The 19,144-nt window shown below is 60.9% G+C and carries 17 protein-coding genes, 1 tRNA gene and 1 riboswitch; of the genes, 10 read left to right on the top strand and 8 right to left on the bottom strand.

The window, feature by feature from the left end; translation table 11 throughout:
* Positions 1 to 29: 29 nt before the first annotated feature.
* Positions 30 to 190: riboswitch (FMN riboswitch) on the bottom strand.
* A 147-nt stretch (positions 191 to 337) separates the two neighbouring features.
* A complete protein-coding gene (gene ubiK, locus ACJ8HH_RS16995; RefSeq protein WP_060426763.1) occupies positions 338 to 613 on the top strand; it encodes a ubiquinone biosynthesis accessory factor UbiK in 276 nt (91 codons plus the stop codon).
* Between the two features lie 58 nt (positions 614 to 671).
* Here the strand turns inward: ubiK and hldE are convergent, their stop codons facing one another.
* From hldE to ACJ8HH_RS16980, 3 genes are all read right to left on the bottom strand, one after another.
* Positions 672 to 2,102, bottom strand: coding sequence for a bifunctional D-glycero-beta-D-manno-heptose-7-phosphate kinase/D-glycero-beta-D-manno-heptose 1-phosphate adenylyltransferase HldE (gene hldE, locus ACJ8HH_RS16990; protein ID WP_033649059.1), 1,431 nt, complete (start codon positions 2,100 to 2,102; stop codon positions 672 to 674).
* A 77-nt stretch (positions 2,103 to 2,179) separates the two neighbouring features.
* Positions 2,180 to 5,017, bottom strand: coding sequence for a bifunctional [glutamate--ammonia ligase]-adenylyl-L-tyrosine phosphorylase/[glutamate--ammonia-ligase] adenylyltransferase (gene glnE / locus ACJ8HH_RS16985; protein WP_060451961.1), 2,838 nt, complete (start codon positions 5,015 to 5,017; stop codon positions 2,180 to 2,182).
* Positions 5,018 to 5,062: 45 nt separating this feature from the next.
* Positions 5,063 to 6,370 (bottom strand): CYTH domain-containing protein, encoded by a 1,308-nt coding sequence (locus tag ACJ8HH_RS16980; protein ID WP_060451960.1) that lies wholly within the window; start codon positions 6,368 to 6,370, stop codon positions 5,063 to 5,065.
* A gap of 278 nt (positions 6,371 to 6,648) precedes the next feature.
* Between ACJ8HH_RS16980 and ACJ8HH_RS16975 the strand changes: the two genes are divergently transcribed.
* Together ACJ8HH_RS16975 and ACJ8HH_RS16970 are read left to right on the top strand one after the other, a co-directional pair.
* Positions 6,649 to 7,269 carry a TIGR04211 family SH3 domain-containing protein gene (locus ACJ8HH_RS16975; RefSeq protein WP_019453078.1) on the top strand — a complete coding sequence of 207 codons (621 nt, stop codon included), beginning with the start codon at positions 6,649 to 6,651 and terminating at the stop codon, positions 7,267 to 7,269.
* A gap of 122 nt (positions 7,270 to 7,391) precedes the next feature.
* Positions 7,392 to 8,636, top strand: a complete 1,245-nt coding sequence (locus tag ACJ8HH_RS16970; RefSeq protein WP_033649056.1) for a multifunctional CCA addition/repair protein — start codon at positions 7,392 to 7,394, stop codon at positions 8,634 to 8,636.
* A 39-nt stretch (positions 8,637 to 8,675) separates the two neighbouring features.
* Here the strand turns inward: ACJ8HH_RS16970 and bacA are convergent, their stop codons facing one another.
* Both bacA and folB read right to left on the bottom strand, forming a co-directional pair.
* Positions 8,676 to 9,500 (bottom strand): undecaprenyl-diphosphate phosphatase, encoded by an 825-nt coding sequence (gene bacA, locus ACJ8HH_RS16965; RefSeq protein WP_033654814.1) that lies wholly within the window; start codon positions 9,498 to 9,500, stop codon positions 8,676 to 8,678.
* Positions 9,501 to 9,636: 136 nt separating this feature from the next.
* The gene (gene folB, locus ACJ8HH_RS16960; RefSeq protein ID WP_033636077.1) at positions 9,637 to 9,996 is read right to left on the bottom strand and encodes a bifunctional dihydroneopterin aldolase/7,8-dihydroneopterin epimerase; all 360 of its coding nucleotides are present in this window, start codon (positions 9,994 to 9,996) and stop codon (positions 9,637 to 9,639) included.
* Positions 9,997 to 10,103: 107 nt separating this feature from the next.
* Between folB and plsY the strand changes: the two genes are divergently transcribed.
* A complete protein-coding gene (plsY, locus tag ACJ8HH_RS16955) occupies positions 10,104 to 10,742 on the top strand; it encodes a glycerol-3-phosphate 1-O-acyltransferase PlsY (protein WP_033636078.1) in 639 nt (212 codons plus the stop codon).
* A gap of 30 nt (positions 10,743 to 10,772) precedes the next feature.
* Here the strand turns inward: plsY and tsaD are convergent, their stop codons facing one another.
* Positions 10,773 to 11,786, bottom strand: a complete 1,014-nt coding sequence (gene tsaD / locus ACJ8HH_RS16950) for a tRNA (adenosine(37)-N6)-threonylcarbamoyltransferase complex transferase subunit TsaD (protein WP_060436675.1) — start codon at positions 11,784 to 11,786, stop codon at positions 10,773 to 10,775.
* 325 nt (positions 11,787 to 12,111) lie between these two features.
* Here tsaD and rpsU point away from each other — a divergent pair, with 325 nt between their 5' ends.
* The 3 genes from rpsU to rpoD all read left to right on the top strand — a co-directional run bounded on the left by rpsU (position 12,112) and on the right by rpoD (position 16,211).
* Positions 12,112 to 12,327, top strand: a complete 216-nt coding sequence (rpsU, locus tag ACJ8HH_RS16945; RefSeq protein ID WP_001144069.1) for a 30S ribosomal protein S21 — start codon at positions 12,112 to 12,114, stop codon at positions 12,325 to 12,327.
* 136 nt (positions 12,328 to 12,463) lie between these two features.
* The gene (gene dnaG, locus ACJ8HH_RS16940) at positions 12,464 to 14,212 is read left to right on the top strand and encodes a DNA primase (RefSeq protein ID WP_025304325.1); all 1,749 of its coding nucleotides are present in this window, start codon (positions 12,464 to 12,466) and stop codon (positions 14,210 to 14,212) included.
* A gap of 157 nt (positions 14,213 to 14,369) precedes the next feature.
* Positions 14,370 to 16,211: an RNA polymerase sigma factor RpoD gene (gene rpoD, locus ACJ8HH_RS16935; RefSeq protein WP_033636080.1), complete on the top strand. Its 1,842-nt coding sequence runs from the start codon at positions 14,370 to 14,372 to the stop codon at positions 16,209 to 16,211.
* A 74-nt stretch (positions 16,212 to 16,285) separates the two neighbouring features.
* Here rpoD and mug read toward each other — a convergent pair whose 3' ends face one another.
* Complete coding sequence (gene mug / locus ACJ8HH_RS16930; RefSeq protein WP_033649053.1) at positions 16,286 to 16,774, bottom strand: G/U mismatch-specific DNA glycosylase; 489 nt, start codon at positions 16,772 to 16,774, stop codon at positions 16,286 to 16,288.
* Positions 16,775 to 16,920: 146 nt separating this feature from the next.
* Here mug and ACJ8HH_RS16925 point away from each other — a divergent pair.
* Positions 16,921 to 16,996: transfer RNA gene (locus ACJ8HH_RS16925), tRNA-Ile, on the top strand.
* 121 nt (positions 16,997 to 17,117) lie between these two features.
* Positions 17,118 to 17,558: an aminoglycoside N-acetyltransferase AAC(6')-Ic gene (locus tag ACJ8HH_RS16920; protein WP_033649026.1), complete on the top strand. Its 441-nt coding sequence runs from the start codon at positions 17,118 to 17,120 to the stop codon at positions 17,556 to 17,558.
* On the opposite strand, the gene ACJ8HH_RS16915 is transcribed toward ACJ8HH_RS16920, so the two are convergent.
* Positions 17,559 to 18,275 (bottom strand): HPP family protein, encoded by a 717-nt coding sequence (locus tag ACJ8HH_RS16915; protein ID WP_060388247.1) that lies wholly within the window; start codon positions 18,273 to 18,275, stop codon positions 17,559 to 17,561.
* Positions 18,276 to 18,446: 171 nt separating this feature from the next.
* Between ACJ8HH_RS16915 and yfcF the strand changes: the two genes are divergently transcribed.
* Positions 18,447 to 19,082, top strand: coding sequence for a glutathione transferase (yfcF, locus tag ACJ8HH_RS16910; protein WP_041036793.1), 636 nt, complete (start codon positions 18,447 to 18,449; stop codon positions 19,080 to 19,082).
* Positions 19,083 to 19,144: the final 62 nt, after the last annotated feature.

Here is a 19,144-nt window from a genome sequence, read left to right as displayed (position 1 = left end):
ACGCAAGCGGGCGCAAGCCCGGCAGATACCGTTACTCTCTCCCATCCGGACTATAACCGTCGGCCCCGGAATTGCACCGGATCTGCTGACCTCTAACCGGCCTTTACAGGCTGGCTGAGCGCTCGCGGGCTTTCACCGTAGAAGGTGATTTACCGCCGGTGGGGACTTTCACCCCGCCCTGAGAATAAGCAGGATGACTATAACGCTAATGGGTAGACAGGGCAATTGGCAAAAGCACAATTCGGCCACGCGCGGCGAATGCGCTTAATGGTGTTTATCCGGCGGGCAACTCGCATTACACTAAGCGGCAGCAATTAAACTCTGAAAGGGATACGCCATGATTGACCCGAAAAAAATCGAACAAATCGCACGCCAGGTTCATGAGTCCATGCCTAAAGGCGTTCGTGAATTCGGGGAAGACGTTGAGAAAAAAATCCGTCAGGTCCTGCAGTCGCAGCTGACCCGCCTGGATTTGGTTAACCGCGAAGAGTTCGACGTACAGACTCAGGTGCTGTTGCGCACCCGCGAGAAGCTGGCGCTGTTGGAACAGCGCATGGACGAGCTGGAAAGCAAACTGAGCGCGGCACCGGCCGCCAAGCAGGAAGACGAATAAATTCCCGCCAAGGGCGCGCACCTGAACCGCGCGCCCTTGTTCTTTAGGTCGCTCGGCGTTAGCCGCGCCCGTCTTTAATCGCTTTGATGATGTTGGTGGTCGACAGCCCGTCTTCAAAGTTCAGCACTTTGACATCGCCGCCGTTGGCCCACACTTCCGCACTGCCGGCAATCTCTTCCGGTTTGTAATCGCCGCCTTTCACCAGCAGATCCGGCAGAATGTCGGCGATCAAGCGCTGCGGCGTGTCCTCTTCGAACGGCACCACCCAATCCACCGCTTCCAGCGCGCCCAGCACGATCATGCGATTCTCCAGCGCGTTGACCGGGCGTTTTTCCCCTTTCAGCCGTTTGGTCGAGGCGTCGCTGTTCACCGCCACGATCAGGCGGTCGCCCAGCTTGCGGGCGTTGGCCAGATAGGAGACGTGGCCGGCGTGCAGAATGTCGAAAATGCCGTTGGTCATCACCACTTTCTCGCCGCGCTGACGCGCCTGAGCAACAGCGGTTTTCAACTGCGCTTCGGTCATCACGCCAAAGCCGGTTTCGGCCCGGCCGCGCACCGCGTTTTCCAGCTCGATGGGCGACACGGTAGAGGTACCGAGCTTGCCCACCACCACGCCGGCGGCGGCGTTGGCCAGGAAGCAGGACTCTTCCAGCGAATTGCCGGCGGCCAGCGAAGCGGCCAATACGCCGATCACGGTGTCGCCCGCGCCGGTCACATCGAACACTTCCTGCGCCTGGGTCGGCAGGTGCAGCGGCTCAACGCCTGGCTGCAGCAGCGTCATGCCGTGTTCGGAACGGGTGACCAACAGCGCCGACAGCTCAAAATCCGCCACCAGCTTCATGCCGCGTTCCACCAGTTCCGCCTCATCCTTGCAGTGGCCCACCACCGCTTCGAACTCGGACAGGTTCGGCGTCAGCAGCGTCGCGCCGCGATAGCGTTCGAAGTCAGAGCCTTTTGGATCGATCAGCACCGGCACCTTGGCGGCGCGCGCCAGTTGGATCATGCCCTGCACCTGGCTGAGCGCGCCCTTGGCGTAATCGGACAGCACCAGCGCGCCGATCTGCGGCAGCGCCTGCTGAATGCGCTCCAGCATCGGCTGCGGATCGACGTTGGAGAAGCCTTCTTCGAAGTCGAGACGGATCAGTTGCTGGTTGCGCGACAGCACGCGCAGCTTGGTGATGGTCGGATGGGTCGGCACCGAGACGAAGTCGCAGCGCACGTTGACTTCATTCAGCTTGGCGCTCAGCGCCCGCGCCGCATCGTCGATGCCGGTCAGGCCCACCAGGCGGGAATTGGCGCCCAGCGAAGCGATGTTCATCGCCACGTTAGCCGCGCCGCCGGGACGCTCTTCGATGGTGTCGACCTTGACCACCGGCACCGGGGCTTCCGGTGAAATGCGGCTGGTCGGCCCATACCAATAGCGATCCAACATGACGTCACCGACCACCAGCACACCGGCGCGGCGAAAATCAGGCAGCGTAACTTTCATCCGATAACTCCAAAAAAGAACAAAATTTTAGTGGCGCAGATATTACCACAGACCGCCGGAATACCCGCAAAAAGGTATTAATCCAGCCATTTGGCCCAGCTGGCGCGCACCTGCTCGCGCTCGGCGGTGAACAGCTCGCTGCCGACCTTGCCGGAATGCTCCTGCAGCGCCAGATGGTGGATCTCGTCGCGCATGGTGACATAGGCCTGGGTCAGCGCGCGCGCCTCCTCTTCCGGCATGATGTCGTAATTGGCCATCAGCTCGAAGATGCGCACGTTGTCTGACCAACGCGTCAGCCGCGGTTCATCCGGCGCATAGCGTAAGACCAGATATTGGGCGATAAATTCGATGTCGGTAATGCCGCCCTCATCGGTTTTGATATCAAACAGATCGCGCTGCTTGTTGCCGAGATGGTTGCGCATCTTTTCGCGCATCTCGCGCACTTCGCGCTTCAGGGTCTCCGCATCACGCGTTTTGCACAGGATTTCGCGCCGAATCGCGTCGAACTGCTGGTGCAGCGCCGGGTCGCCGTGCACGATGCGCGCGCGCACCAGAGCCTGATGCTCCCAGGTCCAGGCTTCGTTTTGCTGGTAATCGGCGAACGCCTCGACGGTGCTGACCAGCATCCCCGCGGCGCCGGAAGGCCGCAGACGCGCGTCCACCTCATACAGAATGCCGGAGGAAGTGCGGGTGCTGAACAGATGCATCACCCGCTGCGCCAGCCGCAGGTAGAACTGGCGGCCGTCGATGCAGCGATCGCCGTCGGTCATCACCTCCGGCGGGCAATCCAGCAGGAACACCAGATCGAGATCGGAACTGTAACCCAGCTCCCAGCCGCCCAGCTTGCCGTAGCCGATCACCGCAAAGCCGCGCCCTTCGCGCTCCTGCAGATGGGTCGGCTGGCCGTAGCGCGCCACCATGTCGCTCCAGGCCTGTTGCACCACCGCGTCGATGATCGCCTCCGCCAGATAAGTCAGGTGGTCGCTCACTTTCATCACCGGCAGCGCGCCAGCGATATCCGCTGCGGCGATGCGCAGCTGCTGCGCCTGTTTGAACTGGCGCAGCGCCTCCAGCTTTTGCTCTTCGTCGTCTTCCGGCACCCGCAGCAGGTACTGGCGCAGCTCGCTGCGGTAGGCGTCCAGCGCCACCGGCTGATACAGCGTGGCCGGATCCAGCAGTTCGTCCAGCAACAGCGGGTAGCGCGACAGCTGGTTGGCAACCATCGGCGAAGCGGCGCACAGACGGATCAGATGGCTGAGCGCCGCGTGGTACTCCACCAGCAGCTCGAGGTAAGTGGTGCGGGTGACGATGCTGAGCAGCAGCTGCGCTAGCCGCACCAGCGCGGTCGGCGCGTCCTGGCGCGGGCACACCTCCGCCAGCAGGCGCGGCATCAGCTGATCGAGCACGTCGCGGCCGCGCGGGCCGATGGTGCGCTTGTCGACATCATGGCGGAAATCGGCGATGGTGCGCAGCATCTGTCGGCGCCCCTCTTCGTCCAGGTGCGGCGTCAGCGGCGCCAGCTCGTTTTCCTCCAGCGCGTCCTGCCACAGGCTGTGATAGTGCTGGTAGTCGGGATCTTCGCCGATATCCGGGCTATCGTCGCCGATCAGATCGTCGAACACCGCCCGCACCGCCTGCATGTGCACCTCCAGCGTCGCCATCAGCGCCGGCCAATCCGCCAGCCCCATGCCGTAGGCCAGCCGCGCCTGGTCGAGCGCATCCTGCGGCAGCGTCTGGGTTTGCTGATCGCCGATCGCCTGCAGCAGATTCTCCAGCCGCCGCAGGAACAGGTAGGCGGCGCTCAGCGCCCGCACCTGCTCGGCCTCCAGCAGCCCCAGCTCACCCACCGCCTGCAGCGTCGGCAGCAGCGAACGCCCCTGCAGCGCCGGCTCACGGCCGCCGCGGATCAGCTGAAATACCTGGGTGATGAATTCGATTTCGCGAATGCCGCCGGCGCCCAGCTTGATGTTGTCCTTCAGGCCGCGCCGCCGCACTTCACGGGCGATCATGCCCTTCATGTTGCGCAAAGACTGGATGACGCTGAAATCGATATAGCGGCGGAACACGAACGGCCGCAGCGTTTTGCGCAGCTCCTGGCTGTAGGCGTCTTCCGCGCCGCCCATCAGGCGCGCCTTCACCATCGCATAGCGCTCCCAGTCGCGCCCCTGCTCCTGATAGTAGTCTTCCAGCGCCGCGAAGCTCATCACCAATGGGCCGCTGTCGCCGAACGGCCGCAGCCGCATGTCGACGCGATAGACGAAGCCGTCGATGGTCTGCTGATCCAGCGCCTTGATCAGCCGCTGGCCCAGGCGGGTGAAGAACTGGGCATTGTCCAGCTCGCGCCGCCCGCCCTGGGTCTGGCCGTTTTCCGGGTAGGCGAAGATCAGATCGATATCCGACGAGAAATTCAGCTCGCCGCCGCCCAGCTTGCCCATGCCGAGGATCAGCAGCGGCTGCGGTTCACCGGCGGCGTTGCACGGCGTGCCCCACTCGCGGCAACAGGTTTGGTACAGCCAGTCGCGCGCGCTGACGATCAGCGTCTCCGCCAGCCCGCTCAGCTGCAGTAGCGTTTCTTCGGTCGAACACAGCCCCTGCGCCTGCGCCCAGGCAATGCGCACCAGCGTTTCACGGCGAAACAGACGCAGCGTGCGCATCAGTTGCGCCTCATCGCGCACCTCTTCCAGCTCGTCCTGCAGCCAGGCGGCATAGTGTTGCCACTCACCGGGCGCCGGCGGCTGTTCGCGCAGCGTCGCCAGCCAGGCCGGCTGGGCGAGCAGTGCGTCGCTGACGAAGTCGCTCGACGCCAGCACCCACTGCTCCTGCTCGCTAAAGGCGCTGTCCGCGCCGTGAACTTCCTGAAAACGCTGCACAACCTGCTGTGCCTGAGCCTGTAACGCGGCTGAAAGTGGCGACATAGTGTATGACCCGTTCTGCGGCCCACGGCTGGCGGGCCGGCTTGATTAACGAAGCGCGCCGTTTAACCAGAATGGCGCATGCGATAAGGCCTGTTTGCGGCTGGCTTCATACCAGCCCTGACGGCGCTCGCTCAGCGCCGCCTGCAGTTCGCGCCAGGCCTCGATGTAAGGCCCGGTCTGCTCGTCGGGGTAAGCGCCCGACAGCAGGACCAGCGCCGAAATCTGACGCGTCAGGCGCGGCAATTGTTCCTGATATTCATCTTCGTTCAGCGTACGGCTGAAGGCCTCTTTCAACTCCGCGCCGCTGCGCCCCAGCATGATGTCGCTGAAGCGTTTGAAAGAACCGTCCAGCTTGGCCTGCCCTTTGGCGTCAATAAACGGCCGCCAGGCGCCGCTCACCAGCCATGATGTGAGCGCCAACTTACATTGCAGGTAGGCCGCGCTGTAGCACAGGCTCTCTGGTTGCGCGGCTTTGTCCGCCAACAGCGGCTCGAGCTCGGTCAGGCGGGCGCGCAGATCGGCGCTGGCCTTGCGCGGCACCAGGCCGCCGAAGATCACCAGCGCCTGGCGGATCGTGCCGACCACCTCAATCACCGAAGCGCGCGCCTGCGCGTCGCCGCGCAGCCACAGCTCTTCATGGTACTGCCAGTGGCTCAGCGCCAGCTCGAAGGCGGCGATCATCCCCTGTTCGACGGTCGCCTTCGCCGCCGGCTTCAGCACCCGCAGCGGGCGCACCTCACGCGGCGGATTGCCCTGCGCCAGGTGGTAACCGCGCGCCGCCTTGCTCAGGCTGCCCTGGCGCAGCCCGTCGTGCGCCGCCAGCTCACCGGCCAACGCCAGCAGATCGGCGGTATTGCCTTTCAGCAGCTCCAGCTCGATCTCGCTCAGGGCTTCGCTCTGGTCACCGGCGCGCACCTCGCCCTGATCCAGGCCAATCTCTATCTCGCTTTGGCCGTAAGTAACCACCCACTTCTCACGCACGAAATCGGTACGGAACAGCGGTTGCAACGCCTGCTGCAACGCTGCGATATCGCAGTCCTGCGGCCAGATGTCGGCAGGAAACTGCGCCAGCGCCAGCTGCGGCTCGGCGATAGCGACATTGTATTCCGGGCGCTGGTGCAGGCCGCCCACCACTTTACCGGCGGTTTTGATGGTCATCTCATAGCGATCGTCGAAACCGCGAATGCGCAGCCCCATGTCGTGACGGCGCAGGAAGTTGTCGGCCGTTTCGAAGTAAATGTTGGTCAGTTTTTGCGGCGCGGAATGCTGATGCGGCCAGGCGGCGAGCCAGTGTGGCAGAGCGGCCACCGCTTGCGGCGCGGCGATGAATTTCAGTTCAATTTCAACGGTCATAATTCTTTAACACCAATAAGTTATGCATTCACGTCGGTTTCAGCGCGGCGCGTTCGGCCCGCCGGATGCTGCCCACTGACGCACAGTTGCCGTTATCTTACCGCGATTCCCGGCGCCTTAACCCTGCTAACTGTAGAAAAAACCTGTTACGTTATAAAACGCTGCGCAACTCACAGAATCAGCCACAGTAAGATAGTTCTCATTCCGGTTTTGGCGTTGCGTCGTCAGACTGAACCCTCTACTATCGTTCCATAAATTCACCCAGAAACGATGAACTAATGCAGAAATTACGCCTGATTTGCCTTGCCGCGCTGAGCTTCAGCATCACTTGGGCCGCACATGCCGAAGATAAACGCTATATCTCCGATGAGTTAAGCACTTACGTCCATAGCGGCCCAGGTAATCAGTACCGTATTGTCGGCACTCTCAACGCCGGTGAAGAAGTGACCCTGCTGAGCGTCAACGACAGCACCAACTACGGCCAGATCCGCGATCCGAAAGGCCGCACCACCTGGATCCCGCTCGACCAGCTCAGCCAGACGCCAAGCCTGCGCACCCGCGTGCCCGAGCTGGAACAGCAGGTGAAAACCCTGACCGACAAGCTGGCCAACATCGACAACACCTGGAACCAGCGTACCTCGGAAATGCAGGAAAAAGTCGCGGGCAGCGACAGCACCATCAGCAGCCTGCAGAAGGAAAACCAGGATCTGAAAAACCAGCTGGTGGTCGCGCAGAAGAAGGTCAACGCCGTTAACCTGCAGCTCGACGACAAGCAGCGCACCATTATCCTGCAGTGGTTCATGTACGGCGGCGGCGTCGCTGGCGTCGGTTTGCTGCTGGGCCTGCTGTTGCCGCACCTGATCCCGCGCCGCAAGAACAACAACCGCTGGATGAACTGATCTCAGTATCGTTCAGTTTGAGTATGGGCGCCTGCGGGCGCCCTTTTCATTGGCGCCGACATCCCGCGGCCAATTCATGTAATCTGATAGACAGAGCCTTACACGATATTCAGGAGTCAACAGTGCAGATTTATCTGGTCGGCGGCGCCGTTCGCGACAGCCTGCTCAATATTCCGGTGGTCGATCATGATTGGGTGGTGGTGGGCGCCACGCCGGCAGAGCTGCTGGCGTTGGGCTACCAGCAGGTCGGTAAAGATTTTCCGGTGTTCCTCAACCCCGACTCCCACGAGGAGTACGCGCTGGCGCGCACCGAGCGCAAATCCGGCCAGGGGTACACCGGTTTTACCTGCTATGCCGCGCCGGACGTGACGCTGGAAGAAGATCTGCTGCGGCGCGATCTGACCATCAACGCCATCGCCCGCTCCGCCGAAGGAGAGCTGATTGATCCTTACGGCGGCGTGGCCGATCTGCAGGCGCGCGTGCTGCGCCACGTTTCCGACGCGTTCGGCGAAGATCCGCTGCGCGTACTGCGCGTGGCGCGATTCAATGCCCGCTTCGCCCATCTGGGTTTTCGCATCGCCGACGAAACGCTCGCCCTGATGCGCCAGATGGCGCACAGCGGTGAACTGGCCGCGCTGACCGCCGAACGCGTCTGGAAGGAAACCGAAAAGGCGCTGCAAAGCCAGAGCCCGCAGGTCTATTTTCAGGTGCTGCGCGATTGCGGTGCGCTGGCGGTGCTGTTCCCGGAAATCGACGCACTGTTCGGCGTGCCGGCTCCCGCCAAATGGCACCCGGAGATCGACACCGGCGTACACACGCTGATGGCGCTGGCGATTGCCGCCCGCCTCACGCCGGAGGTGGACGTGCGCTTCGCCACTCTGTGCCACGATCTCGGCAAAGGGTTGACGCCGAAAGAGTTCTGGCCGCATCACCACGGCCACGGCCCGGCGGGCGTGCGGCTGGTCGAAGCGCTGTGCCAGCGGCTGCGGGTGCCCAACCCGGTACGGGATTTGAGCAAGCTGGTGGCCGAGTACCATGATTTGATCCACACCGTGAACAAGCTGCGGCCGGAAACCCTGCTGAAGCTGTTCGACGCCATCGACGTCTGGCGCAAACCGCAACGGCTGGAGCAGATGATCCTGACCAGCGAAGCGGATGCGCGCGGCCGCACCGGCTTTGAGGAGAATCCTTATCCGCAGGGCGACTATCTGCGCCAGGCGTATCAGGTGGCGAACGCGGTATCTATTAAAGAAGTGGTAGCCAGCGGGCTGCAGGGCACCGCGATCCGCGACGAGCTCAAACGCCGTCGCCAGCAGGCGCTGGCCGACTGGAAGCTCAATCAAACCATCCTCAACGATCAGGCATAAAAAAACCCCGCAGAGCGGGGTTTTTTCCTGGCATCGGGCTTACAGGAACACCATGTAAACCACGGCCGCCACGATAAAGCGGTAGATGGCGAACGGCACGAACGAGATGCGTTTGATCAGCGACAGGAAGGTTTTGATCGCAATCAGCGCCACCACGAAGGCAGTAACGAAACCGACGGCGAACATCGGCAGGTCGCCCCAGGTCAGGAAGTGCAGGCTCTTGTACAGATCCAGGCCGCTGGCGCCTATCATCATCGGCACCGCCAAAATGAAGGAGAACTCGGACGCCGCATAGCGGTTTACGCCCACCAGCATGCCACCGGCGATGGTCGCTCCCGAACGGGAGAAGCCCGGCCACAGCGCCAGGCACTGGAAGCAACCGATCAAAAACGCCTGCCGGTAGGTGATGTCATCCAGCCCTTCCGCACGCGGCTTCTTCGGCTTCAGCCATTCCGCCGTCAACAACAGCAGGCCGCCGACCACCAACGCGTACATCACGTTTTTCGGCGCGAACAGCGATTTAATGACATCGTGGAATATCAACCCCAGCACCACTGCCGGGATCATCCCCAACAGGATGTGCCCCAGCTTCAGCCGGCCGCGGGTTTTGCCCTCATGCTCCACCGGCTTGCCGCCGAAATGGATGCCGATCAGGCCGAACAACCGGCGCCAGAACATCACTACCACCGCCAGGATCGACCCCAGTTGGATGATGACTTCAAAGGTCTTGGCTTTGTCGCCGGTAAAGCCCAGCCACTCGCCAACGATGATCATATGCCCGGTGGAAGACACCGGCAGAAATTCGGTTAATCCCTCAACAACCCCAAGAACAAACGCAATAAACAGTGAATGCATGTCCGTCATGTGCTTCGCTCACCCCATAAATTTGCGACTAACATAAACATAAAAAAGCGGCAGTGCTTAAAGACAATGCCGCTAAAACAATTCTCAGGATTAAGACCAGCTTAACGGTCTTTCGTTGCAAGCAGATGACATAAAATCATGCGGGACGAGTGCCGCGCTCAATGATCACGCCGACCCGATTGGCATGTGCTACAGCGCCCGGTTTGCTGACCTTAATACGGACCCACGGGGAATTGAAGCGCTGAAGCAAAATTTCGGATATTTCCTCCGCCACGCGTTCCACCAGCGCGAACCGGTTCGATTCAACGTGCCGGATCACGGCGTCGCTGACGTCGGCATAGCTCAGACAGTCAGTTACGTCGTCGCTGGCGGCGGCCGGCCGGTTATCCCAGCCCATTTCGATATCGAACACCAGCTTCTGACGAATGCCCTGTTCCCACTCATAAACGCCAATGGTGGTAATTACGGTAAGCTCTTCAATAAATACGATATCCATCACGTCATTCTCTGTTTTTGGCCTTGCCGGATACCACTTCCAGCGGAATGTGCGTATTATCCATGGATGTTGCGAGTAAAACGACCATTATTAAACGGAACCGCGTTATGAGTGCTACCGCGCTTGGCATGATTATCTTCGCGTATCTGTGCGGCTCGATTTCCAGTGCGATCCTGGTTTGCCGGATCGCCAGGCTGCCGGATCCGCGTGAACATGGCTCAGGAAACCCCGGGGCGACCAACGTCCTGCGCATCGGCGGCCGGCTGGCGGCGGCGGCGGTGCTGGTGTTCGATATTCTGAAAGGGATGCTGCCGGTCTGGCTGGCCTACAAACTCGATGTGCCGCCGCTGTACCTCGGCCTGACGGCGATCGCCGCCTGTCTGGGGCACATCTATCCGGTGTTCTTCCACTTCCGTGGCGGTAAAGGCGTGGCGACGGCATTTGGCGCCATCGCGCCTATCGGCTGGGATCTGACCGGCCTGATGACCGGTACCTGGCTGTTGACGGTGCTGCTCAGCGGTTACTCTTCGCTCGGCGCCATCGTCAGCGCGCTGATCGCCCCGTTCTACGTCTGGTGGTTCAAACCGCAGTTCACCTTCCCGGTAGCGATGCTCTCCTGCCTGATCCTGATGCGGCATCACGACAATATTCAGCGCCTGTGGCGCGGCCAGGAAGGCAAGATTTGGGGCAAGCTGCGCAAGAAGAAAAACGACGCGGATAACGGCGACCAGCCGAAAGACGAATAGCAGAAGGGCCGGATAATCCGGCCCTTTGTTTTATACCGCAGGCAATTCCGCCAGCGGCCAGCGCGGCCGCACCGAAACGCTCAGCTCCAGGTTGGCGCCGCTCTTCAGGCGCACCATGCCGGCATAGGCGATCATCGCGCCGTTGTCGGTGCAAAATTCCGGGCGGGCATAGAACACTTCCCCACCGCGTTTATGCATCATCTCCGCCAGTTTGGCGCGCAGCGTGCGGTTGGCGCTTACGCCGCCGGCCATCACCAGGCGCTTGAAGCCGGTCTGCTCCAGCGCGCGTTTGCATTTGATCGCCAGCGTATCCACCACCGCATCCTCGAAGGCGCGGGCGATGTCGGCACGCGTCTGATCGTCGTTGCCGTTGGAGCGGATGGTGTTGGCGGCGAAGGTTTTCAGCCCGGAGAAACTGAAGTCCAGCCCCGGACGATCGGTCATCGGCCGCGGGAAGGTGAAGCGCCCCGCCGTGCCCTGCTGCGCCATCTTCGACAGCATCGGCCCGCCGGGATAATCCAGGCCGAGCAGCTTGGCGGTCTTGTCGAACGCTTCGCCGGCCGCGTCGTCGATCGACTCGCCCAGCAGCTCATACTCACCGATGCCGGTGACGCTGATCAGCTGGGTGTGGCCGCCGGAGACCAGCAGCGCGACGAACGGGAATGCCGGCGGATTGTCTTCCAGCATCGGTGCCAGCAGGTGGCCTTCCATATGGTGCACCGGCACCGCCGGCACGTTCCAGGCGAACGCCAGCGCGCGCCCGACGGTCGCGCCGACCAGCAGCGCCCCCACCAGGCCCGGCCCGGCGGTGTAGGCCACGCCGTCGATGTCGGCCGGGGTCAGGTTGGCCTCTTTCAGCGCCGCCTGAATCAGCGGCACGGTTTTGCGCACGTGATCGCGGGAGGCCAGTTCCGGCACCACACCGCCGTAGTCGGCGTGCAGCTTCACCTGGCTGTATAATTGGTTGGCCAACAAACCGGTTTGATCGTCATACACTGCAATTCCGGTTTCATCGCAGGACGTTTCTATACCCAGTACTCGCATTACATTTCCCATCATTCACGTGCGGCCGCCAGTCTACCACATTCCGCCGCATTTACCGCCGGTGCGGCGCATCTTGTCACCGGCTCGCACCTATGTCGATGATTCATCCAGAAAATGCCCAGGCGATTAAACACGAGCATTTTTTTCTGATTAGTCTATAATCAGCGCCCGGTGCAAAATTGCGCACGTTGCGGCAGAGCGACGCGGGTTTCAATTTGCTGTGGTGCTTTACAAAGCAGCATCCATTGGAGTAAAATTCCGCACCATTTTGAAAAGGCTGGCGCTTGGCCAGCAGCAAACCGAATTTTATTGAGGTGAGAGGCACATGCCGGTAATTAAAGTACGTGAAAACGAGCCATTTGACGTTGCTCTGCGTCGTTTCAAACGCTCTTGCGAAAAAGCGGGTGTTTTAGCTGAAGTTCGTCGTCGTGAGTTTTATGAAAAACCAACTACCGAACGTAAACGCGCTAAAGCTTCTGCTGTGAAACGTCACGCGAAGAAACTGGCTCGCGAAAACGCACGCCGCACTCGTCTGTATTAATTCTTCGGGGGCAACCCCACCGCGTGAATTTCTGATTTTCAAAATCGCGCAGACCGAGTAGTTGCATACGAAGGCCGTGCTTTCCGAAAGGAATGCGCGGCTTGTTCTCGTTTATAGGCTAATGAAGTAAGGGCTTATGGCTGGACGAATTCCGCGCGTATTTATCAATGACTTGCTGGCTCGCACCGACATCGTCGATCTGATCGACGCCCGCGTGAAGCTCAAGAAGCAAGGCAAGAACTACCACGCGTGCTGTCCGTTCCACCACGAAAAGACGCCTTCATTTACCGTTAATGGCGAAAAGCAGTTTTATCACTGTTTTGGGTGTGGTGCGCACGGCAACGCCGTCGACTTTTTGATGAATTACGACCGGCTTGAGTTTGTCGAAACCATCGAAGAGCTGGCGACCATGCACGGGCTGGAAGTGCCTTACGAAGCGGGCACCGGGCCAACCCAGATCGAACGCCATCAGCGCCAGAGCCTGTACCAACTGATGGAGCAGCTCAGCGCGTTCTATCAACAGTCACTGCAGCAGTCCTCCGGGGCACCGGCGCGCAGCTATTTGCAGCAGCGCGGATTAAGTGACGACGTTATTCGCCATTTCGCCATCGGCTTCGCGCCGGCGGGATGGGACAACGCCCTGAAGCGTTTCGGCCGCGACGCCGACTCGCGCCGCGCATTGAACGATGCCGGCATGCTGGTGACTAACGATCAGGGGCGTTCGTACGACCGTTTCCGCGAACGGGTGATGTTCCCCATCCGCGACAAACGCGGGCGCGTGATCGCCTTCGGCGGCCGCGTATTGGGCGATGGCATGCCGAAGTACCTGAACTCGCCGGAAACCGAAGTTTTCCATAAGGGCCGCCAGCTTTACGGCCTGTATGAAGCACAGCAGAACCACCCTACCCTGCAGCGGCTGCTGGTGGTGGAAGGGTATATGGACGTGGTGGCGTTGGCGCAATTCGGCATCGATTATGCCGTCGCCTCGCTCGGAACCTCGACGACGGCTGAACACATTCAGCTGCTGTTCCGCGCCACCGACAACGTCGTCTGCTGTTACGACGGCGACCGCGCCGGCCGCGAAGCGGCATGGCGGGCGTTGGAAACCGCGTTGCCGTACCTGAACGACGGGCGCCAGCTGCGGTTCATGTTTTTGCCTGACGGCGAAGACCCGGACACCCTGGTGCGCAAGGAAGGCAAAGAAGCCTTCGAACAGCGAATGGAGCAGGCGCAGCCGCTGTCCACTTTCCTGTTCGAAAGCCTGCTGCCGCAGGTGGATCTGAGCAGCCCGGACGGGCGCGCCAAGCTGAGCACGCTGGCGCTGCCGCTGATTACTCAGGTGCCGGGCGAAACGTTGCGCTTGTACCTGCGCCAGGAGCTCGGCAACAAGCTGGGGCTGCTGGACGATAGCCAGCTCGACAAGCTGATGCCCAAGCAGGCGGAAAATGCGAATCCTTATCAGGCGCCCCAGCTAAAACGCACAACCATGCGTATACTGATAGGGTTACTGGTGCAAAATCCGCAGTTGGCTACACTTATCCCTTCGCTTGAAGGGCTGGAGCAGACCAAACAGGCGGGATTGCCGCTGTTCGTCGAACTGGTGCAGACCTGTTTGGCGCAGCCGGGCCTGACGACCGGGCAATTGCTGGAGCTGTATCGCGACAACAAATTCAGCCAGCAGCTTGAAACCTTGGCGACCTGGAACCATATGATCGTTGAGGATATGGTCGAGCAGACCTTTTTGGATACGTTGGCCAGCCTGTACGACTCGGTGCTCGAGCAACGGCTGGAAACGCTGATCGCCCAGGCCAGAACGCGCGGCCTGAGCCCGGAGGAACGTGAAGAAGTCCGTTCCCTCAACCAGGTTTTAGCGAAGAAAAACTGAATACCAAACGGCTTAAGTGCCGATAATTGCGAGGGCAGAGCCCTGCACAGTGCCGCCATAGTGGGCCGCGGCGATAACGAAAACGCCCCAAATGCTATTGTTGGCGGTTTCGCCGACCGACACCAACCTAAATACTCTGAAGTGTGGATACCGTCTTATGGAGCAAAACCCGCAGTCACAGCTGAAGCTACTTGTCACCCGTGGTAAGGAGCAAGGCTATCTGACCTATGCTGAGGTCAATGACCATCTGCCGGAAGATATCGTCGACTCCGATCAGATCGAAGACATCATCCAGATGATTAACGACATGGGCATCCAGGTGATGGAAGAAGCACCGGACGCCGATGACCTGCTGCTCGCCGAAAACTCGAACAGCACGGACGAAGATGCGGAAGAAGCCGCCGCACAGGTTCTGTCCAGCGTGGAATCCGAAATCGGCCGCACCACCGACCCGGTGCGCATGTACATGCGCGAAATGGGTACCGTCGAACTGCTGACGCGCGAAGGCGAAATCGACATCGCCAAGCGCATCGAAGACGGCATCAACCAGGTGCAGTGCTCGGTTGCCGAATACCCGGAAGCCATTACCTACCTGCTTGAACAGTACGATCGCGTCGAAGCGGGCGAAGCGCGCCTGTCCGACCTGATCACCGGCTTCGTCGATCCTAACGCGGAAGAGGACATCGCCCCAACCGCCACCCACATCGGTTCCGAACTGTCGAGCGAAGAGCAAGACGACGACGAAGAAGATGAGGATGCCGAAGAGGACGACACCGAAGACGACAACAGCATCGATCCTGAGCTGGCGCGTCAGAAGTTCGCCGAGCTGCGCGATCAGTATGAAGCGACGCGCTTGGTGATCAAGAAGAACGGCCGCAGCCACGCCAGCGCCGCGGACGAGATCCTGAAGCTGTCCGAAGTGTTCAAGCAGTTCCGCCTGGTGCCGAAACAGTTCGACTTCCTGGTCAACAGCATGCGCACCATGATGGACCGCGTTCGCACCCAGGAACGCATCATCATGAAGCTGTGCGTTGAACAGTGCAAAATGCCGAAGAAAAACTTCGTCACCCTGTTCGCCGGCAACGAAACCAGCGATTCCTGGTTCGAAGCCGCGCTGGCGATGGCCAAGCCATGGTCGGAAAAGCTGAAAGACGTGGCCGAAGACGTGCAGCGCAGCCTGCAGAAACTGCGTCAGATCGAAGAAGAAACCGGCCTGACCATCGAGCAGGTCAAAGACATCAACCGTCGCATGTCGATCGGTGAAGCGAAAGCGCGCCGCGCGAAGAAAGAAATGGTTGAGGCCAACCTGCGTCTGGTTATTTCCATCGCCAAGAAATACACCAACCGCGGCCTGCAGTTCCTGGATCTGATTCAGGAAGGCAACATCGGCCTGATGAAAGCGGTAGACAAGTTCGAATACCGCCGCGGCTACAAGTTCTCGACGTACGCCACCTGGTGGATCCGTCAGGCTATCACCCGCTCCATCGCCGACCAGGCGCGCACCATCCGTATTCCGGTGCATATGATTGAGACCATCAACAAGCTCAACCGTATTTCGCGCCAGATGCTGCAAGAGATGGGCCGCGAGCCGACGCCGGAAGAGCTGGCCGAGCGCATGCTGATGCCGGAAGACAAGATCCGCAAGGTGCTGAAGATCGCCAAAGAGCCAATCTCGATGGAGACGCCGATCGGCGACGACGAAGATTCGCATCTGGGCGACTTCATCGAGGATACCACCCTCGAGCTGCCGCTGGACTCCGCGACCTCGGAAAGCCTGCGTTCCGCCACCCACGACGTGCTGGCCGGCCTGACCGCGCGCGAAGCGAAAGTGCTGCGCATGCGTTTCGGTATCGACATGAACACCGACCACACGCTGGAAGAGGTAGGCAAGCAGTTTGACGTTACCCGTGAGCGTATCCGTCAGATCGAAGCCAAGGCGCTGCGCAAGCTGCGTCACCCAAGCCGCTCCGAAGTGCTGCGCAGCTTCCTGGACGACTAAGTCCGGCTGCCGCACCAAAAACAAAAACCCCGGCCTGCCGGGGTTTTTTTATGCCCTGAATACGCCTCGCCGCATCATTGCAGCGCCAGGAACAGCTCGCGATAGCTGGCGGTGAGCTGCTCCAGGGTGGCGCGGTTCAATCCGCTGGGGTTGGGCAATACCCACACCTCGGTTTCCCCCAACGTCAGCGTCTGCTTGCCCCAGGGCGCATTTTTCACCCCGAAGGCGGTGGTGAACGCCTGCTTGCCCAAAATCGCCAGCGCGCGCGGCTGATAGCGCAGGATCTTCTCTTGCAGCGCCTCACCGCCGCTACGCAGCTCGTCGCGCGACAGCTCGCTGGCCGCCACCGTCGGGCGCGCCACCAGCGCGGTAATGCCGCAGCCGTTGTCCTTCAACTGCTGCCACTGCTCCGGCGCCAGCTGGCTCTCGGTAAAGCCGGCCTGATGGATCACCTTCCAGAAGCGATTGCTGCCGTTGGCGAAAGGATAGCCCTGATGGGCGGAAGAAAGACCGGGGTTGATGCCGCAAAACACCACCCGCAGATTGGGCGCCAGAAGTTCCATGAGTGTCGTGAGTCCATTGCAGGGATTTACTGCGGTTATCGCAAAATCCGCCAGCAATTACAACAGGCTAGAACTGTGCAGAAAAGCAACATACGGGCGAGTAACAGTAGACCGCCGCTTAAGGATTCCCTATAATCTCGCGGCTTGGCCCCTTAGCTCAGTGGTTAGAGCAGGCGACTCATAATCGCTTGGTCGTTGGTTCAAACCCAACAGGGGCCACCAAATTTTTGCTGTTTTCACAGCCTTACAAGCCATCCTGTCCGGGGTGGCTTTTTTGTTTCCCGCCTGCGTGCCACACTTCTCTCTCGGCATTCTCGTTTATTCCGACCCATAAGGATCCCGCATGATCGTCATCTGCGACCACGACAACCTCGACGCCTGGCTGGCGCTGCGCACCGCGCTGTGGCCCTCCGGCTCGCCTGAAGATCACCGCGCGGAAATGCGCGAGATATTGGCTTCGCCGCACCACACCGCGTTTATGGCGCGGGGGCTGGACGGCGCTTTCGTTGCCTTTGCCGAGGTCGCGCTGCGCTACGATTACGTCAACGGCTGCGAATCGTCGCCGGTGGCGTTTTTGGAAGGAATTTATACCGCCGAACGCGCCCGCCGCCAGGGCTGGGCCGCGCGCCTGATCGCGCAGGTGCAGGAGTGGGCGAAGCAACAGGGGTGCAGCGAGCTGGCGTCGGATACCGATATCGCCAATCTGGACTCCCAGCGCCTGCATGCGGCGCTGGGCTTTGCCGAAACGGAGCGAGTAGTGTTTTACCGCAAAACGCTGGGCTGATCAGGCGGTCTTGCTTTGCCGCTGATGCGCCAGCTGCTCGGCGCGCAGCAGGATCTCCTGCAGATCGTCCTCGTCAATATCGAACAGATCCCCCTCCATCAGCGCCTCGTGCAGATCGGCGCGGGTGATGGCAACGGCATCGATCGGCAGATTGGCCGGTTTGGCCTCCGCCGGCGCCAGCGCGTGCGGGTAGCGTCGCCCGGCCAGGTTATTGAACAGAATGGCCAGCGCCGCCAGCAGCACCGAGTTCAGCAGCACCGGGTACAGCACGAAGTGGTAGCCCATCTGGTGAATGCCGGGGCCGCCGAGGATGGCGGTCAGCGCCACCGCGCCACCCGGAGGATGCAGGCAGCGCAGCTTGAACATCAGGCCGATGGCCACCGCCGCCGCAACGCCGCAGGCCAGGCCCGGATCGGGGATCAGCAGACCGGCGCTGACACCCACCGTCGCCGCCAGCGCATTGCCGCCGACGATCGACCAGGGCTGCGCCAGCGGGCTGTTGGGCACGCCGAACAGCAGCACCGCCGAGGCGCCCATCGGCGCGATAAACCACAGGTTCACCTCGCCCAAAATAAAGTGGCTGATCCAGCCGGCGAGCATCAGCCCCAAACCGGCGCCGACGCTGGAAATCAGCATCTCTCGTTTGCCCACCGCCAGCGGGTGCGGCCACAGGCGCGCGCATCCCACTTTTACTCGTTCTATCCACTGCGTCTTCATGTTACCCAATACGGCTCAATTCACGTGTTGGCAACAAATATATCACATCATCCTGAAGGAGCTCACGGCGCTGCAGGCCGCGGCATCAAACAACTTTTGACCTAACAGATTGATTTTTAGCCATCCCTCAACAATGATGAATGTTCTCCCCTTAACCCCGAGGAACCGCCGATGTCTCAACCGATCACCGAGCTTTACACCGACAGTGAATTTTTCAGCCCGTACGCCATGTCCGCCTTTGTCGTGCTGACGGAAAAAGGCATTCCGTTCACCGTGAAGACGGTGGATCTGGCGAAGGAAGAGAATAAAGAGGCGGCCTACGCGGCGCTGTCGCTCACCCGCCGGGTGCCGACGCTGGCCATCGGCGAGTTTCAGCTCTCGGAGTCTTCGGCGATCGCCGAATACCTGGAGGACATCCATCCAGCCCACGCCGTGTACCCGCGCGACGTGAAGCTGCGCGCCAAGGCGCGCGAGATCCAAGCCTGGCTGCGCAGCGATCTGCAGCCGATCCGCGCCGAGCGCTCGACCGAGGTGGTGTTCAACAACGGCAAGTTCCCGCCGCTGTCCGAAGCCGCACAGGGGGCCGCACGCAAGCTGATCGACGCCGTCGAAAAGCTGCTGAGCCACGGGCAGGACAATCTGTTCAGGGAGTGGTGCATCGCCGACACCGATCTGGCGCTGATGCTCAACCGGCTGGTGATGCACGGCGATCCGGTGCCGGAGCGCCTGCGCCACTATGCGCACAAGCAGTGGCAGCGCCCGTCGGTGCAGGCCTGGCTGGCGCTGTCGGCAAAGAGGCGCGCCTGAGAAAAAAATCGGCGGCCACGACGCCGCCGTTCTCAATGCCGAGAAACAACATCACTGCTTGA

The sequence above is a fragment of the Serratia sp. CY32780 genome, from assembly GCF_052169135.1.
GTDB lineage: Bacteria > Pseudomonadota > Gammaproteobacteria > Enterobacterales > Enterobacteriaceae > Serratia > Serratia sarumanii.
Note: the sequence above shows the minus strand (reverse complement) of the source record. Positions and strands in the feature narration are given on the sequence as shown.

Coding starts and splice junctions, on each gene's coding strand:
- ubiK (WP_060426763.1), top strand. CDS start 338: ATGATTGACCCGAAAAAAATCGAACAAATCGCACGCCAGGTTCATGAG.
- hldE (WP_033649059.1), bottom strand. CDS start 2,102: ATGAAAGTTACGCTGCCTGATTTTCGCCGCGCCGGTGTGCTGGTGGTC.
- glnE (WP_060451961.1), bottom strand. CDS start 5,017: ATGTCGCCACTTTCAGCCGCGTTACAGGCTCAGGCACAGCAGGTTGTG.
- ACJ8HH_RS16980 (WP_060451960.1), bottom strand. CDS start 6,370: ATGACCGTTGAAATTGAACTGAAATTCATCGCCGCGCCGCAAGCGGTG.
- ACJ8HH_RS16975 (WP_019453078.1), top strand. CDS start 6,649: ATGCAGAAATTACGCCTGATTTGCCTTGCCGCGCTGAGCTTCAGCATC.
- bacA (WP_033654814.1), bottom strand. CDS start 9,500: ATGACGGACATGCATTCACTGTTTATTGCGTTTGTTCTTGGGGTTGTT.
- folB (WP_033636077.1), bottom strand. CDS start 9,996: ATGGATATCGTATTTATTGAAGAGCTTACCGTAATTACCACCATTGGC.
- plsY (WP_033636078.1), top strand. CDS start 10,104: ATGAGTGCTACCGCGCTTGGCATGATTATCTTCGCGTATCTGTGCGGC.
- tsaD (WP_060436675.1), bottom strand. CDS start 11,786: ATGCGAGTACTGGGTATAGAAACGTCCTGCGATGAAACCGGAATTGCA.
- rpsU (WP_001144069.1), top strand. CDS start 12,112: ATGCCGGTAATTAAAGTACGTGAAAACGAGCCATTTGACGTTGCTCTG.
- dnaG (WP_025304325.1), top strand. CDS start 12,464: ATGGCTGGACGAATTCCGCGCGTATTTATCAATGACTTGCTGGCTCGC.
- rpoD (WP_033636080.1), top strand. CDS start 14,370: ATGGAGCAAAACCCGCAGTCACAGCTGAAGCTACTTGTCACCCGTGGT.
- mug (WP_033649053.1), bottom strand. CDS start 16,774: ATGGAACTTCTGGCGCCCAATCTGCGGGTGGTGTTTTGCGGCATCAAC.
- ACJ8HH_RS16920 (WP_033649026.1), top strand. CDS start 17,118: ATGATCGTCATCTGCGACCACGACAACCTCGACGCCTGGCTGGCGCTG.
- ACJ8HH_RS16915 (WP_060388247.1), bottom strand. CDS start 18,275: ATGAAGACGCAGTGGATAGAACGAGTAAAAGTGGGATGCGCGCGCCTG.
- yfcF (WP_041036793.1), top strand. CDS start 18,447: ATGTCTCAACCGATCACCGAGCTTTACACCGACAGTGAATTTTTCAGC.